Origin of the sequence: Jeongeupia chitinilytica (assembly GCF_014652315.1) — a bacterium.
GTDB lineage: Bacteria > Pseudomonadota > Gammaproteobacteria > Burkholderiales > Chitinibacteraceae > Jeongeupia > Jeongeupia chitinilytica.
The window spans coordinates 90,813-104,811 of record NZ_BMYO01000009.1 but is presented as its reverse complement, the minus strand read 5'-3'; the positions used below and the strand labels follow the sequence as shown (position 1 = coordinate 104,811).

Genomic DNA, 13,999 nt, shown 5'->3' with positions numbered 1-13,999 from the left:
ACTGCAGGGCAACAAGTACAGGGGGAGATTGCCATGTCGCTGCCGGATGGTTCGTCCCGCGGAATGCGGGCCAGTGCGCCGTCGGTGCCCCACTTCGTCGGTGCCGGCCTGCGCAGCGAAGAAATCGCCGACCATGCGCAACTGGCGCTGCAGAGCCTGCCGACGCTGGTGACGCTGGTGGCGCGCTCGACCGACCCGCTCGGTTACAAGTACGGCCTCGGTGCACTGAACCTGCCCGAGCCGCTGTCGCGCCAGCTCGGCCGCATGGCCGCGGAAAACCCCGAGCTCTACCAGCACCACCTGATCATCGTCATCCTTGCCGACTATCTGGCGAACGGGTTGCAGCTGTCGGCGTCCGACCGCGCGGCGCTGATGATTGCAGCGCTGTTCCACGACGTCGGCCTGATCGGCCTCGACAGCCTGATTCCGGCGGCCGGCGATCCGGAAGCGATGCGCGTCATCGACGATCACCCGCAGATGGCCGCACTGCTGCTGCGCCGCAGCCCCGAGGTGCCCGAGGCCGCGGTGCTGGCGGTGCTGCAGCATCATGAGCGCGTCGACGGCAGCGGCTATCCGGCGCACGGCACGCACCGGGCGCTGCATCCGCTGGGCGAGTTGCTGGCGGTGGCCGAGGCCGTCGGTTCGGTGCTGCCCAAGCGCCGGCCGGCCGCGATGCTGATCTGGTTGCGGCTGATCCGGAACAGCTTCCGGACCGAGGCCATCGACCTGCTGGCCCGCAGCCTGCAGGGCATCGTCGTGCCGGGGCACAGCCAGCCGTCCGAGGCACGGCTGCTGGTGCTGTCAGAGCAGCTGGGCGGTCAGGCGGCCCTGTTCGACAACTGGCTGGTTCAGCGCAGCCGTCTGGAGGCGCTGACGCTGCCCGACTTCGTCATCGACCGTCTCGACCGCATCTACGGCATGCTGGCGCAGCTGGGGATCGACCTGCACCGGATCGAGCTGGCGCTCGACTACGCGATCGACGATGAACAGGTCGCGCAGGAGCTGCTGGCGCTGGCGCAGGAGGTCGACTGGCAGCTCGGCGACCTGTTGCGCGACATCCAGCGCCACGACCTGCCGCAGGCGGCGAGCTGGCCGGCATGGCGGATCGAACTCGAGGCACTGACGCAGCGCGTCCGCACCGCGCGCGGCGACCACACCGCGCGCCCCTGATCTAGCGCCGGCCGAAGCGGCGCCGTCCGTCGCCCTTGCCGGGCTGCTGGCGGCGGTGCTGCTGGTTCTGCTGCTGCAGCATCAGGTCGATCTTCTCCGACGTCGTCTTCATCAGCGACTGTGCCAGTTCCTCGTGCGGGAAGGTATCGGCCATCCGGTAGCCGAGCCATGCGTACGCCGCATACAGCTTGCAGCTGTCCTCGAGGTACTGCAGCGCGTTGCGGCCGCCGATGCCTTCGATCCGCAGCAGCGGCGACGGTTTGCCGTCGGCGCGGTCGCGCGCCCAGTCCATCAGCGCGTTTTCCAGCATCGGAATCTTGGTCGACACCGGGCACAGGCTGAAGGTGTAGCGGTCTTCGAGCGACAGCTTGAGCGTATCGAGCCAGCGCGCCTTTTCCATCTGGTCGCTCAGGTTGGCCGGGACGAAGAACTCGTCGTGGACGTTGATGTGCTTGGTGAACAGCTCGAGCAGCGCGAACAGCCTGGTCTGGCCGGTGGCCTTGGAGATCTGCTGCAGGTAGTCGAGGTTGGGTGCGACGAAGAAACCGGTCGCCGGCAGCGGCTCGATCTTTTCGCGCAGCAGCTCGGCGATGACCTTGTGCGTGCGGGCGTCGAAACCGGCGACGAAACCGGCCTCGTGCGCGCCGAAGCGGCCGGCGCGGCCGGCGATCTGCTTGGCCAGCGCCGCGGTGATCGTGCCTTCGCTATAGCCGTCCCACTTGTTCGACGTGGTGAAGATCACCCGGCGCGCCGGCGTGTTCAGCCCCATGCCGATCGCGTCGGTACCGACGACGATCTTGGTGTCGCCGGACACGAAACGTTCGGCCTGCGCCTGCCGGACTTCCGGCGAGAGGTTGCCGTAGATCGCCGAAACGGCGAAACCCTCGGCGATCGCCTGGTCGCGCCAGTTCAGTACCTCGCGACGCGAGAACGCGATCAGCACGTCGCCGGGCTTGAGGTTCTTCAGCGAGCCGAGCGGCTGCGGGTCCATTTTCAGCGGCGACTTGCGCTCGAGCTTGCGGATTTCGAGCGTGCCGCCGATGCGGTGAACCAGCGATTCGATCGCCTGCTGCGCCTCGAGCGCGCCGAGCAGGTAGACGGTGTTGGCCGGCACGCCGCAGACGGCGGCGGTCCATGCCGCGCCCCGATCCGGGTCGTCGAGCAGCTGGATTTCGTCGATGACGGCGACGTCGATCGGCTTGTTCGGGTTGAACATCTCGACGGTGCTGGCGACGTGGGTCGCGCCCGGATGCAGTTTGCGCTGCTCGCCGGTGATCAGGCTGACAGCGACGCCGGCATCGAGCAGGCGCTGGTAGTTCTCCAGCGCCAGCAGCCGCAGCGGTGCGAGGTAGGCACCGGACTTCGCCTGGGCCAGATGCTCCATCGCCGCGTGCGTCTTGCCCGAGTTGGTCGGGCCGAGCACGGCGATGAAATGCCGCGGCATCGCCTGCGCCTTGGTGAACGACTCCGGGTACAGCGACAGGTTGACGGCGTTGCGGGTCTTTTCGGCCTGCCGCGTCGCCGCGTGCGTGCCCTGCTGGGCCTCGATCCGCGCCAGCGCGACCTTGCAGCGGTCGCTGGCGCGCTCGTACTTGGCCTGCAGTGCGTTCAGCGCCCCGGTCGGGTCGATCTCGCACTCGGTCGCGATGTCGATCACCGCATCGGCACACTCGATCAGCGCGGCTTCGAGCGTCTGCAGCGCGCCGGCGTTCCAGCGTTCCTGCAGCAGCGCGAGCTTGGCCGTCGTCGTCAGCTTGCGCCACTTGGCGGTCTTGCCGAGGAAGCCGGCGTCGGGTACCAGATGGTAGGGAATGCTGCGGTCGCCGACGACGATCTCGCCATGGACCGACACCGCGTAGCTGCCGTCGGTGGTCACCAGCGTGGCACGGCAGACGTGCAGGTAGTCGTTGAGGGCGTTGCTGCTGTCTTCGGTCGTTTCGATGTCGGTCATGAGTGTGTCGTTGGCCGACCCGTACGGGGTCGGTGATTCAAAAGGGACGGATCAGCGGCGCTTGCGCAGCACCACGCTGAGGTTGTTCGCGGGCATGGCGACCACGTCGTCGAGCACGAAGCCCGCGTCAAAGGCGGCGCCGATCACGGCTTCAAGGTCGCGAACGCCCCATTCAGGGTTGCGGGCGCGCAGTTGGGCGTCGAAGTCCGCGTTGCTTGGCGCGGTGTGCGCGCCGTCGCGGCGGTAGGGGCCGTACAGGTAGACCGGGCTGCCGGGATCGAGCACGCGGGCGGCACCGGCAAACAGCGCCAGCGTCGCCGGCCACGGCGAGATGTGGATCATGTTGATGCACACCAGCGCCTGCGCCCGAGCAATGCCCCAGTCGGCCGCCATCACGTCGAGTGCCAGCGGCGGTGGCAGCGCGACGCCGGCATGACCGGCCCACGCGGCGATCGAGGCACGCGACGGCGCGTCGGGGTCGCTGGTCTGCCAGCGCAGTTGCGGCAGCGCGGCGGCGAAGTGTACCGCGTGCTCGCCGCTGCCGCTGGCGATTTCCAGCACCGTGCCCGACGCCGGAAGCACGCGTTGCAGCACCGCAAGAATCGCGTCGCGGTTGCGGCCGGTGGCGGGGGCGTAAAGGCGGGCGTCGGAATCGGTCATCGAGTGTCCTTGGCAAGGTACCGGTTGGCCGGTATCGGGCATACTCGGCGCTTGATCATCAAAGGCGGTCGAGCGATGGATTTGTACCAGCAATTGCAGGATGTTACCGATCCGAATTCGTTTCTGGCCTTTGCCCGGGCCCTGCTGGCCGATCGTCAGGCCGATCCGGCGCAGTGGCAGCACCAGACGATCGAGGATTTCCTCGGTGCGGCGTTGAACTGGGCCGAGTCGACCCAGCTCGGCAGGATTCAGGGCCTTGCCGAGGTCTCGCCATGGAAGCGCTGCGCGGTGTTCCTCTACTCCGGCAAGGTCTGCGACTAGCCGGTCCGCTTACTGGAACGCGACCTCGGCGAAACTGCGCAGTTTGCGGCTGTGCAACTGGTCGACGCCCTGATCGCGCAACAGCTCCATCGCGCGGATGCCGATGCGCAGGTGCTGGTCGACGCGTTCGCGGTAGAAATGGTTGGCCATGCCCGGCAGCTTGATCTCGCCGTGCAGCGGTTTGTCCGACACGCACAGCAAGGTGCCGTACGGCACGCGGAAGCGGAAGCCGTTGGCGGCGATCGTCGCGCTTTCCATGTCGAGCGCGACGGCGCGGCTCTGGCTGAAACGGCGCTGCGGCGCATTGTCGGGCAGCAGCTCCCAGTTGCGATTGTCGGTGCTGGCGACGGTACCGGTGCGCATCACGCGTTTCAGCTCGGCACCGTGGATCTGCGTGACGTCGGAGACGGCCGCCTGCAGTGCAACCTGGATTTCGGCCAGCGCCGGAATCGGCACCCACAGCGGCAGGTCCTGGTCGAGCACGTGGTCCTCGCGCACATAGCCGTGGGCGAGGACGTAGTCGCCGAGCTGCTGCGTCTGCCGCAGGCCGGCGCAGTGGCCGAGCATGATCCACGCATGCGGGCGCAGCACGGCGATATGGTCGGTTGCAGTCTTGGCGTTGGCCGGGCCGACGCCGATATTGACCATGGTGATGCCGCTGTGGTCGGCGCGGATCAGGTGGTAGGCCGGCATCTGCGGCAGCCGCGGCGGCGCCACGCCGAGCGCGTCGGCGGCCTCGGCCGAGAGTCCGGTACGACGGGTAATCACGTTGCCGGGCTCGACGAAGGCGATGTATTCGCTGTCCGGGTCGCTCATCGCCTCGAGGCCGAGGCGGATGAATTCGTCGATGTAGAACTGGTAGTTGGTGAACAGCACGAAGTTCTGGAAATGCTCGGGCTGCGTGCCCGTGTAATGCCGGAGCCGGTGCAGCGAGTAATCGACGCGCGGCGCGGTGAACAGCGACAGCGGCTGCGGCTCGCCGGCGGCCGGCTCGTAGGTGCCGTTGGCGATGCCGTCGTCCATCGCCGACAGATCGGGCAGGTCGAACACGTCGCGCATCAGCTGGCGGCGCTCGAGCGTCAGGCTGCCTTCGATGTGGTCGTTTTCGGCAAACGAGAAATGCACCGGGATCGGCTGGTTGCTGACACCGATCTCGAGCTCGACACCGTGGTTCTGCAGCAGCAGCGCAAACTGCTCGTGATAGTAGTGATCGAACAGGTCCGGGCGGGTCAGCGTGGTTTCGTAACGACCCGGGCCGGCAACGAAACCGAAAGCCAGATGCAGTCCGTCCACCGGATGCAGGCGCGACACGGTGTCGGTCTGCAGCCGCACGTAGGGATAGCAGGCGCGGACGTGGCCCGGCAGCGTTTCGCCGGCGACGAAGCGCGCCATTGCGTCACGCAGGTGGGCAAGGCTGGATTCGTAGACCAGACGGACCTGCGCCAGCGCGGCGTCGGCGTCGGTATGGCGGGTCGGGGCGATGAATTCGGGCTGGTGGAACATGGGCGTTCGTCCGGTGCGGGGCGTAGGAATTCGGAATGCGTCTCTTCCCCGATTCTGGCACGGCTGCGTCGCAAGCGTGTGACGCGGACGCAGAAAAGGGGCCGAAGCCCCTTTTTGATTTTGCTCACGACGACGCCAGACAGCGTCGGGCGAGCGAGCCAAAGCAGCCCGTGTTCACCCGAAGCGCAGAAACCGGAGTGGACGTTAAGTCCATGAGGATTTCGAGCATCGGATGGACGCGAGATGCGCAGGCGCAGCCGCCCGGGATCAGTAGCGGTAGTGGGCCGGCTTGAACGGGCCGTTCTTCGGTACGTTGATGTACGCGGCCTGCTCGTCGGTCAGCACCGTCAGCTTGGCGCCGATGCGGCCCAGGTGCAGGCGGGCGACCATTTCGTCGAGGTGCTTCGGCAGCACGTAGACGCCGACCGGATACTGCTCGCGCTTGGTGAACAGTTCGATCTGTGCCAGCACCTGGTTGGCGAACGAGTTCGACATCACGAAGCTCGGGTGGCCGGTGGCGCAACCGAGGTTCACGAGGCGGCCTTCGGCCAGCAGGATGATGCGCTTGCCGTCTTCGAACTCGATGTGGTCGACCTGCGGCTTGATGTTGTCCCAGTTGTACTGGCGCAGCGACGCGACTTCGATTTCCGAATCGAAGTGGCCGATGTTGCAGACGATGGCGTTGTGCTTCATCGCCTTCATGTGGCCGTGGGTGATCACGCCGACGTTGCCGGTGGTGGTGACGAAGATGTCGCCCTGCGACGCAACTTCGTCCATCAGCACGACGCGGTAGCCTTCCATGGCCGCCTGCAGCGCGCAGATCGGGTCGACTTCGGTGACCCATACGGTGGCGCCGAGGCCGCGCAGCGATTGCGCGCAGCCCTTGCCCACGTCGCCGTAGCCCAGCACGATCGCGACCTTGCCGGCGATCATCACGTCGGTGGCGCGCTTGATGCCGTCGACCAGCGATTCGCGGCAGCCGTACAGGTTGTCGAACTTGGACTTGGTGACCGAGTCGTTGACGTTGATTGCCGGGAAGGCCAGCTGGCCCTTCTCGTGCATCTGGTACAGGCGATGCACGCCGGTGGTGGTTTCCTCGGTCACGCCCTGGATGTGCGCCAGACGGGTCGAGTACCACTTCGGATCCTTGGCGATCTGCGCCTTGATCGCCGCGTACAGCACGGTTTCTTCTTCGTTGGTCGGATTGGCGACCAGCGACAGGTCGCTCTCGGCGCGCGCGCCGAGGTGCAGCAGCAGCGTGGCATCGCCGCCGTCGTCGAGGATCATGTTGGCGTATTCACCGCCTTCGAAGTCGAAGATGCGGTGGGTGAAGTCCCAGTACTCTTCCAGCGTTTCACCCTTGTAGGCGAACACCGGTGTGCCGGCGGCGGCAATGGCAGCGGCGGCGTGGTCCTGGGTCGAGAAGATGTTGCACGACACCCAGCGGACCTTGGCGCCGAGCGCCTGCAGCGCTTCGATCAGCACGCCGGTCTGGATGGTCATGTGGATGCTGCCGGCGATGCGCGCACCCTTCAGCGGCTGCGCGGCACCGAACTGCTCGCGCACGGCCATCAGGCCCGGCATTTCGGTTTCGGCGATGTTCAGTTCCTTGCGGCCCCAGGCGGCAAGGGACAGGTCGGCAACGTGAAAGTCTTTGAATTCGGCCACGGTAGAGTCCTTCGTGTGGCCGGGAGGGATGCGGCTCACCCGCAATCCCCGTGCCCGGCACGGGTTGGTCAGGTGAGCGCCGTTGGATTCGTTCCGAGCCTGGCCCTGAACCCGTACATCAAGCGGCTGCGCCTTTGCGTTTTGTTTCCGTCCGGTGCTCGGAATCCGCATGGACCTCATGTCCATTCCGGTTCCTGCGCTTCGGGCGTGAACAAACCGCGTCGGCTCGCTCGCTTGCTGGATCGGGTTCCGCAGAGGGTCGCAGCGCTCCTCGGAAGGGCTTGAATTCTATCGGCTTTTGACGAACCCGTCAGCCGTCGGAGTTCGGTGCTGCGGGCGCGCTGCCCAGCGGCAGCCGGGTGACCAGCACCTGGTCGATCCGGTAATGGTCGATGTCGACGACCTCGAAACGGTAGCCGCGGCAGTCGATCGCCTCGGCCTTTTTGGGGATCTTCTTCAGCAGGTACATCAAGAGACCGGCGACGGTTTCGTAGTTTTCCTCGTCGGGCAGATCGTCGATTTCGAGCACGGCCTTGAGGTCGGTGATCGGCGTGACGCCGTCGACCAGCCACGAACTGTCGTCGCGGCGGACGATCTGGTCCTGCTGGCTGAGGTCGGTGACGCTGCCGATCAGGTGGCGGATCACGTCGTTGAGCGTGAAGATGCCGACCACCAGCGCGTACTCGTTGATGACGACGGCGAAGTCCTCGTGCGTTTCCTTGAAGCGGTCGAGTGCTTCGGACAGCGAAATCGTGTCGGGCACCAGCAGTACGCTTTTCACTGCAACCTGGCGCAGCCCGGCCTGCAGCGCCTCGGGCGCGCTCTTCAGCACGTGCTGCAGCAGGTCCTTGGCGTCGACATAGGCGTAGACGCTGTCGATGCCGTCCTTGCACAGCAGGAACTTGGCGTGCGGCTCGTCGGTGATCTTCTGGCGGATGACGTCGTTGCTGTCGGTATCGGTGAAAAAGATCACCTGTTCGCGCGCGGTCATCACCGACGTGACGAAGCGCTCGCCCAGTTCGAACATGTTTTCGATGAACAGGTGTTCCTTGCGCTGCAGGGTGCCGGCCTCCGCACCGGCGTCGACCAGTGCGACGATCTCGTCGGAGGTGATCGACTCGACCCGCTGCGTCGGCACCTTGAAGACCCGGAAAATCAGGTTGGCGATGCCGTCGAACAGCCAGACCAGCGGCCGCAGCACCGTCGTGCATACCAGCATGGGCCGGATGATGCGCACCGCCATCTGCTCGGGCTGGAGCATGCCGAGGCGCTTCGGGATCAGGTCGGCGAACTGGATGAACAGCCCGGTGGTGACGAGGAAGGACAGCAGGAAGGACAGCGTCGTCGACAGCTGTGCTTCGAGACCGAGCGTCAGGAACCACGCGTGCAGGTGCGGCGCGAACGTGGCGTCGCCGACGATACCGCCGAGGATGGCCACGGCGTTGACGCCGACCTGCACCACCGTGAAGAAGTCGCCGGGTTTCTCCTGCAGCGCCGTGACCAGCGCCGCGTTGCTGTCGCCTTCATCGGCCATCATCTGCAGCCGGAACTTGCGCGACGCGGCGAGGGCGATTTCGGAAATCGAGAAGAAGGCGCTGATGGTCACCAGCGCCAGCAGCAGGAAGAATCCGCTCGTCAAACTCATCGGTAGGTCCTGGTTGGCCCGGCGAACGCTCGCCGGTAACAGTATGCCGGTATTGTGCCGGCTTCATGACCGGGCCGCAGCCTTGCACCGGGCTTGTCGGCTGTGCTGTCCGGCGAATCTTGTCGGTAATTTTTCCGAAATATGGATTGCAGCCAGTCTATTGTTAAATTTCACCCACAGCTCAACAGGAGGCTCGATATGAAGCTCAAATGGTTGTTCCCGGTTGCACTCGTCGGCGCTTTGGTTGCTCAACCGGTGCTGGCCGAGGCGGTCAGCGACCAGGCCAAGCCGGAGGCCGATGCCAAGTCGCCGGCAGCGCAGCGCGCCAAGATCCGCGAGTTGGCCAACGACACGCTGGCTCAAATCTACAAGGCACACCCGGAAGCCGAGGCGACCATCGCCAAGTCCGCCGGTTATGCGGTGTTCGATACCGGTGGCGCGATGATCCTGTTCGCCGGCGCGGGCGGCGGCAGCGGCGTGGCAGTGAGCCTGCCGTCGAAGCATGAGACCTTCATGGGCGTTGCCCAGGCCAAGGCCGGTCTCGGCCTCGGCATCAAGAACTCGCGGCTGGTGCTGGTGTTCACGAGCCCGAAGGCATTCAACAAGTTCGTGACCTCGGGCTGGGCGTTCAGCGGTGATGCGACCGCGGCGGCCAAGGCCAACGACAAGGGACTCGGCCTGACCGGCGCGAGCATGATTGCGAAGGACGTCTTCGCCTACCAGTTCACCGAAAACGGCCTCACCGCCGAGGCGACGGTGGCGGGCAGCAAGTACTACGTCGACAAGAAACTGAACGCGGGCAAGTAAAGCGGACAGGTATTCATACCGCCGGCGGCCGTGAATTTGGCCAGCCGGCGGCGCATGCTGCTGCGATAGTATGGTTGCATTAATCAACCAATAAGGGTGAGAGATGCGCCGTATCCATATCGCTGCACTGTGCGGTCTGCTGATCGCCGGTCAGGCCAACGCGGGCCTGTTCGGGGACGACAAGAGTCCCGAAACGCAGCGCAGCGAACTCAAGCAGATGGCGTCGCAAACGCTGACGCAGCTTTACAAGACCTACCCCTCGTCGAAGGCGGTCATCGCGCGCAGCGCCGGTTACGCGGTCTTCGACAATTTCAGCGCCAAGATCATGCTGGCCGGCGGCAACAGCGGCCAAGGCATCGCCGTCAACCGCGGTACCGGCCACGTGACCTATATGGACATGCTTGGCGCGCAGGCCGGTTTGGGGCTGGGGGCCAAGAGCTATCGTCAGGTCTTCGTGTTCAAGAGCAAGAGCGCATTGAACGAATTCATCCGCTCCGGCTGGCAATTCGGTGCCCAGGCCAATGCGTCGGCCAAGGCCGACAATCAGGGCGCGGATGCCGCGGGCGCGACCAGCGTGGCGCCGGGAGTGTGGATGTACCAGATGACCGAGACCGGCCTCGCCGCCGAAGCGACGCTGACCGGGTCGAAGTATTCGGTCGATGACGAGCTGAACTGAGCCGTCGGACTCAAGGCGTCTCAGTAGCGTGCGCAGGCCGGGTCGACGTCGTCGGCCCAGGCGGCCATCCCGCCATCCAGATTGATCAGCTGGCTGAAGCCGTTGCGCTCGAGAAAGCCGGCAACCTGGTAGCTGCGCATGCCGTGATGGCAGATCACCACCGTCGGTGCGTCCGGATCGAGTTCGAGCTGGCGCGACGGAATCTCGCCCATCGGCATGTGCGTGATTCCGGCCAGACTGCAGATGCCGACCTCCCAGCCTTCGCGCACGTCGAGCAGCACCGGGCGGGCGCGGCTGTCGTCGGCGAGCCATTGGGCGAGTTGTTGCGGGGACAGGTGTTGCATGACGCGGATCTCGGTGCGGATTGAACCGGCCGATTCTGCCATAGCCGCCGCCACGCCGGGCGCCGTTTGGCGGCGCCGGCTCAGGTGCCGAGAAGGCGCCCGGCGGCCCGCCAGCCCCACCACGCCGCCTCCTCGAAAACCGAATAGCCCGACAGGTCGCTGTGCGCGAACAGGAGGCGGCCGTCGGCTGCGGCCAAAGCCTGTGTACCGGCGTTACCGAGAAAGCCCGGCCGCGGTGACGGCATCGCGTGACCGCGCAGCGTGATCTCGACCGCGCCGGCGTTGCGCGCCAGCTTCCAGCCGTAGACCTCCGCCAGATCGCTGGCGGCGAGGTCGTAAAGTTCGTCGGCACTGGCGCCGGCCAGCCAGCGTCGCACGTCGCGCGGCTCGCCATCGGCCAGCGCATGGTAGGCGGTGAACACGGTGCGTTCGGGGCGTGCTGCGCGGATCAGCTGGTGCGTTGCGACCACGTAGCCCAGGCCCTTGCCCTGATAGACGACATTGTCCCACGCCAGCGTCTCGCCGGTTTTCTCGGACGGGAAGTGGTCCATTGCGAAGTTGGCGACCAGCCACGGTGCATGCTCGGGCGTGTGGATGGACGGATCGAAGCCATCTCCGGCCAGGCCCTCGACAACGCGGCCGGCGACGAACAGCGGCATCGCGATCACCGCGCAGCGCGCGCGGATGCGGATTAGCCGGCCGTTCTGCCAGACCAGCGCTTCGACATGGTCACGCCGCTCTCTGACGCGCACGACGCTGCCGGCCAGGGTGCGCTGCGGTGTGACCGCGGCGAGCAGATGCCTTGCCGGCGTGTTCAGTCCGTCGGCCCACGTCAGCACTGCGGCATCGTCGCCGTTGCGCGCGCGGCCGGTGCGGCTTGCGAAATAGTGCAGTCCGGCCCACGCCGAAGTGTGGGCGAGACCGGTGCCGAAATCGTCGCGGCAACAGTAGTCGAGGTACCACAGCAAACTCGGCGCCGTGTAGCCGTTGCGTGCGAGCCAGTGTGCGAAGTTCTCGGCATCGAGTGCACGCCACTCCGCGTCCCGTGACGAGAGCGCCAGCGGGATCTCGAACAAGCGCCGGCCGTCGCGGCCCAGGTGGTGCTTCAGCGATTCGGTATAGGCGTAAAAGCGCTGCTGCTCGGCGATCTCGCTCGGCGGGATGCCGTGATGCGGCTGCACGCCCTCCTGCCAGCGGCCGTTGATCCACAGCCGCGATTCGGGCGCATGGACCAGTGCGGATTCGTCGTAGTCGGGCGCTGCGGCGAAGGCGTCGTCGGCGAGCTTCATCTCTGACAGCAGCGTGCGGACATGTATCGAGGCGGCGGTCGGCAGCGGCAGATAGTGCGCGCCGGTCGGGCACGGGACGTCACCGAACCGGCTGGCGGCGGCATTGCCGAACGGTTCGGGGCCGGTGACCAGGACGAAATCGCCGAAGCCTTCGCGCGCCAGCCGCCAGCCGGCGGTCAACCCGGCGATGCCGCTGCCGAGGATCGCCACTTCGGTACGGATTTCACCGGAAACGGGTTGACCGGGGGGCGGCAGCGCGCGGCGATCGCGCAGCGCGTGGCCGGTGTCCATGCCGGGCCGGGCGATGCGGATGTCGGGCCGGAAGAGCGAACGGCCATCGAAGCGGCAGCCTGGCAGACCGGCGGCCAGGCCGGCGGCGAGCCCGGCCTGCAGAAAGACGCGGCGCTTCATGGCCAGCCGGTCCTAGCGCTGCACATTGCGCCAGTCCTGCTCGAAGTAATGGACCAGCGACTGGGTGTTGAGCCGGTTCGGCTGGATGCCGGGCGGCGGCTGCATGTCGGGCGGGAAGTCGAACATCAGCCGGATCGCCGCCGGGTTCAGGTAGCGCGTCGGCACCGGAATCCGTTCGGGTGGCGCGTAACCGGGCTGCGCGCCGGCGATGATGAAGCCCCACTCGCCGAACGATGGCACGTAGGTGTGGTACGGCCAGGTGTGGAAACCAGCATCCTTCAGCGTCGCATCGATGCACCAGAAGCTGCGCGGCGCGAAGTACGGTGATGTCGACTGCACGACGATGGCGCCGTGTTCGGCAACGTGGCGCTTCAAGAGCCGGTAGAACGGCACCGAGTACAGCTTGCCGAGCGCGAAATTGCTCGGATCGGGGAAGTCGACGATCACTGCGTCATAGACCTGGTCGTGGTTTTCGAGCCAGCGGCCGGCGTCGTCGTTGACCACGTGGACGCGCGGATTTTTCAGCGCGCCCTGGTTCAGCGCGGTCAGCGCCGGCGCGGTGGCGAACAGCGTCGTCATCGCCGGATCGAGGTCGACCAGCGTGACGGATTCGATCTGCTTGTACTTGAGCAGCTCGCGCGCGGCCAGCCCGTCGCCGCCGCCGAGCACCAGCACGCGCTTCGCCCACGGCAGCGTGGCCATCAGTGGGTGGACCAGCGCTTCGTGGTAACGGAACTCGTCGCGGCTGGAGAACTGCAGGTTGCCGTTGATGTGCAGCCGCAGGTCGTCGTGCCAGCGGGTGATCACCAGCCGCTGGTAGGGCGTGGTTTCGGCGTGGACGATTTCGTCGCCGAACAGGCCTTTCTCCGACCACTGCACCAGCCGGTCGGCGACGGCGAAGCCCGCGACCAGCAGCGCCAGTACGACGAAGGCACGGGTGAGCTGCGCGCGCAGCCCCGGCAGTTCGCGCCGGAAGGCGTACGCGGTCCAGATCGCCACGCCGACGTTGCAGATGCCGAACAGCAGGCCGGCGCGCGCCAGCCCGAGCTTGGGCGCCAGCACCAGTGGAAACAGCAGCGACACCGCCAGCGCGCCGAGGTAGTCGAAGGTCAGTACCCGGCTGACGAGCTCGCGGAATTCGGCCTGACGCTGGTTGAGCACCCGCATCACCAGCGGGATTTCCATGCCGACCAGCGTGCCGATGATCAGCACCAGCGCGTACAGCACGGTGCGGAACGGCGCGGCCAGCCAGCTGAAGACGAGGAACAGCGCCAGTGCCGCGAGGCCGCCGATCAGGCCGACCAGAAGCTCGATGTCGATGAAGCGCGCCAGGCTGTCCTCGTCCTTCACATACTGGGAGAGGTGGGAGCCGATACCCATCGCGAACAGGTAGGCGCCGATGATCGACGAAAACTGCAGGATCGAATCGCCGAGCAGGTAGCTGGCGAGCGCGCCGGCGATCAGCTCGTAGGCGAGTCCGCACGAGGCGACGACGAAAACCGAAAGAATGAGCAGGCGATCCAACACGGCACCGGAATGATGATGAATTGCTTT

General features: G+C 66.2%; 12 protein-coding genes and 1 riboswitch. Of the genes, 4 read left to right on the top strand and 8 right to left on the bottom strand.

What is annotated here, in order from left to right:
• Positions 1–33 precede the first annotated feature (33 nt).
• Positions 34–1,170 carry an HD-GYP domain-containing protein gene (locus IE097_RS16180; RefSeq protein WP_189461900.1) on the top strand — a complete coding sequence of 379 codons (1,137 nt, stop codon included), beginning with the start codon at positions 34–36 and terminating at the stop codon, positions 1,168–1,170.
• Position 1,171: 1 nt separating this feature from the next.
• On the opposite strand, the gene IE097_RS16175 is transcribed toward IE097_RS16180, so the two are convergent.
• Both IE097_RS16175 and IE097_RS16170 read right to left on the bottom strand, forming a co-directional pair.
• Positions 1,172–3,121, bottom strand: coding sequence for a helicase-related protein (locus IE097_RS16175; protein ID WP_189461899.1), 1,950 nt, complete (start codon positions 3,119–3,121; stop codon positions 1,172–1,174).
• A gap of 51 nt (positions 3,122–3,172) precedes the next feature.
• On the bottom strand, positions 3,173–3,781 hold the full coding sequence (locus tag IE097_RS16170) for a DUF938 domain-containing protein (protein ID WP_189461898.1): 609 nt from the start codon (positions 3,779–3,781) through the stop codon (positions 3,173–3,175).
• 75 nt (positions 3,782–3,856) lie between these two features.
• On the opposite strand from IE097_RS16170, the gene IE097_RS16165 reads away from it, so the two are divergent.
• A complete protein-coding gene (locus tag IE097_RS16165) occupies positions 3,857–4,102 on the top strand; it encodes a DUF7660 family protein (RefSeq protein ID WP_189461897.1) in 246 nt (81 codons plus the stop codon).
• 9 nt (positions 4,103–4,111) lie between these two features.
• Here IE097_RS16165 and IE097_RS16160 read toward each other — a convergent pair whose 3' ends face one another.
• The 3 genes from IE097_RS16160 to paeA form a co-directional block, all read right to left on the bottom strand.
• The gene (locus IE097_RS16160) at positions 4,112–5,605 is read right to left on the bottom strand and encodes an AMP nucleosidase (RefSeq protein WP_189461896.1); all 1,494 of its coding nucleotides are present in this window, start codon (positions 5,603–5,605) and stop codon (positions 4,112–4,114) included.
• Between the two features lie 267 nt (positions 5,606–5,872).
• Positions 5,873–7,273, bottom strand: a complete 1,401-nt coding sequence (gene ahcY / locus IE097_RS16155) for an adenosylhomocysteinase (protein WP_189461895.1) — start codon at positions 7,271–7,273, stop codon at positions 5,873–5,875.
• A 67-nt stretch (positions 7,274–7,340) separates the two neighbouring features.
• Positions 7,341–7,552: riboswitch (S-adenosyl-L-homocysteine riboswitch) on the bottom strand.
• Positions 7,553–7,583: 31 nt separating this feature from the next.
• Complete coding sequence (gene paeA / locus IE097_RS16150; RefSeq protein ID WP_189461894.1) at positions 7,584–8,918, bottom strand: polyamine export protein PaeA; 1,335 nt, start codon at positions 8,916–8,918, stop codon at positions 7,584–7,586.
• A gap of 198 nt (positions 8,919–9,116) precedes the next feature.
• On the opposite strand from paeA, the gene IE097_RS16145 reads away from it, so the two are divergent.
• Complete coding sequence (locus IE097_RS16145) at positions 9,117–9,725, top strand: lipid-binding SYLF domain-containing protein (RefSeq protein ID WP_189461893.1); 609 nt, start codon at positions 9,117–9,119, stop codon at positions 9,723–9,725.
• A gap of 103 nt (positions 9,726–9,828) precedes the next feature.
• Positions 9,829–10,401 (top strand): lipid-binding SYLF domain-containing protein, encoded by a 573-nt coding sequence (locus IE097_RS16140; RefSeq protein WP_189461892.1) that lies wholly within the window; start codon positions 9,829–9,831, stop codon positions 10,399–10,401.
• A 20-nt stretch (positions 10,402–10,421) separates the two neighbouring features.
• Here IE097_RS16140 and IE097_RS16135 read toward each other — a convergent pair whose 3' ends face one another.
• From IE097_RS16135 to IE097_RS16125, 3 genes are all read right to left on the bottom strand, one after another.
• Entirely contained in the window at positions 10,422–10,745 is a 324-nt protein-coding gene (locus IE097_RS16135) for a rhodanese-like domain-containing protein (protein ID WP_189461891.1), read from the bottom strand.
• 80 nt (positions 10,746–10,825) lie between these two features.
• A complete protein-coding gene (locus IE097_RS16130) occupies positions 10,826–12,445 on the bottom strand; it encodes an NAD(P)-binding protein (RefSeq protein ID WP_189461890.1) in 1,620 nt (539 codons plus the stop codon).
• A gap of 12 nt (positions 12,446–12,457) precedes the next feature.
• Positions 12,458–13,969: a polyamine aminopropyltransferase gene (locus IE097_RS16125; RefSeq protein WP_308429728.1), complete on the bottom strand. Its 1,512-nt coding sequence runs from the start codon at positions 13,967–13,969 to the stop codon at positions 12,458–12,460.
• Positions 13,970–13,999: the final 30 nt, after the last annotated feature.